Genomic DNA, 1,950 nt, shown 5'->3' with positions numbered 1-1,950 from the left:
TTATATAAAGGTAAATGAATAGTTTATTTTTTAAAAAACAATAAAAATATTAATTAAATTTAAATAGAATTAGTCTGATTTATCATTATCTCTTAAAAAGAGATAGGGATATTTTTAAGAAAAGAAGGAACAATAAATGAGAACAAATCAAACAAGGAAATTCAAATTATTTAGACCCATTGTGGCAAGCTCACTAGCTTTGGTCTTGGGCAGTGGGAGTGTGTATGGAGAATGCACTGCAACAGCTTCAGCAGATAGCAATCTTCCAATTTTGTGCTCTGGAACCACTTCTAGTGAGCAAAATGTTCAGAGCAATATTCTAGGATGGAATGCAACACAAGAAGGGCTTCCCTCTTCAGCTTATATACCTACTTTGCATGATCAGCATGGATCAGTGCCAGAAAAACTAACTTTTAAATTTATGGATTCTAGTGGAAGCAGTGGGAAGGTTACAACTGACGCTTCTGGAGAGCAAACAGAAGCTATCCTCAAAGCTGGAGACAACAACACAGCCACATTTGTTACCCTCAAAGGCAATACCAAAGGGATCCAAATGGGTGCTAGTGGCACTGGGACTTTAGTCATTGATTTTGGGAATGGAGCAGATGTCCAAAGAAACTTTACTCTAGATCTTAGCAATACTGCAGAAGGAGAGTTTTCATTCAAAGGAAACATTCTTGTTAAATCTGGAAAAGGTCATGGGGGAAAACCAGAAACGCACAATTCAAAATTTGTTGGCATTTTTGGCAAAGATGTCATTGGAAAAATTCAACTTCTAAAAATAGATAGCGGAAACACTTCTGGAGCAAGCAATGAGCTTACCTTCAAGGAAAGAGCAAATCTTATAGGAAATCTAGAAGCTTCTTCTGGGAAGAATACCATTACTTTTGAAAATGGAAGCATTTTAGGAAGCGTTAGTGCAAGTTCTGGAGGGGGGACTTTTGGAACGGCCAACACCACAATCACCTTTAAAGGAGAAAATACTCAAATCCAAGGAAAAGTCTCTGCATTTAGCGGAACATATGGCGGAAATGGAACCAACAATATCTTTTTTGAAAAAGGGGGAGCTATCAGAAATGCATCAATTACTCATTCTGATGAAAACACTGCCATCTTGGCAGAAGTCGGGATCAACAATATCACCTTTAAAAGCCAAGACAAATCCAATAGCATTAAAGGAGATATTATTGCCAAAAACACTACTTCAGTAGGAGGAGGAAGCAATACAATTACTTTTGGAGACACCTCTGCTCAAGCTGGCATTTCCTCTTCTTCGGTCACAAACTCTATTGCAGGAAATATTTCAGCTCAAGCAACTTCAACCAATACCATCACTTTCAACACAGCTGGGACTAACACAATCACAGGAAGTATTAGCGCAGGAACTACTGCATATGGAGGACATGGAAAAAACATTATTACTTTTGGAGCTTCATCAACACAAACCGCTCTTCTTGCAAATTCAACTAATACCATCACTGGAAATATTTCTGTTTCAGGAGGAACTAATACCATCACTTTCAACACAGCTGGGACTAACACCATTTCGGGCAACATTACAGCAGATAGTGGAGACAACAATATCACCTTCGCAGGAACCCAAGGAAACAACATTTATTCTGGAGACATCACTGCGGGCACTGGAGGCTCTGTCGCTCAAAATAAGATTCTTTTTGGAGGAAGCTCAACATCTTTTGGAAAAGATAACGAAAGATCTAGTGTTAAAGCAAAACAAACAAATGGAAACAGAACAAACAAAGAAAATCTCATCCAATTCACGTCAACAACAAATAAGCTCTTTATCGATGTTTTGGAATCCAAAATAGAAACAGGAAATGGAGGAAATGGTATTGCACGCAATATCCTAAGCTTTGATCACCAAAGTGGATCAAGCACTATTTCTATCAACACTATTGAAGCTGGAGGAAGCGGATCAAACTATATTGGAAA

General features: G+C 38.1%; 1 protein-coding gene. It reads left to right on the top strand.

The window, feature by feature from the left end:
- Window positions 1–136: 136 nt before the first annotated feature.
- A partial coding sequence (locus LW137_RS07030) for a hypothetical protein (RefSeq protein ID WP_233034924.1) occupies window positions 137–1,950 on the top strand: 1,814 nt, incomplete at its 3' end.

The sequence above is a fragment of the Helicobacter kayseriensis genome (assembly GCF_021300655.1).
GTDB lineage: Bacteria > Campylobacterota > Campylobacteria > Campylobacterales > Helicobacteraceae > Helicobacter_G > Helicobacter_G kayseriensis.
Note: the sequence above shows the minus strand (reverse complement) of the source record. Positions and strands in the feature narration are given on the sequence as shown.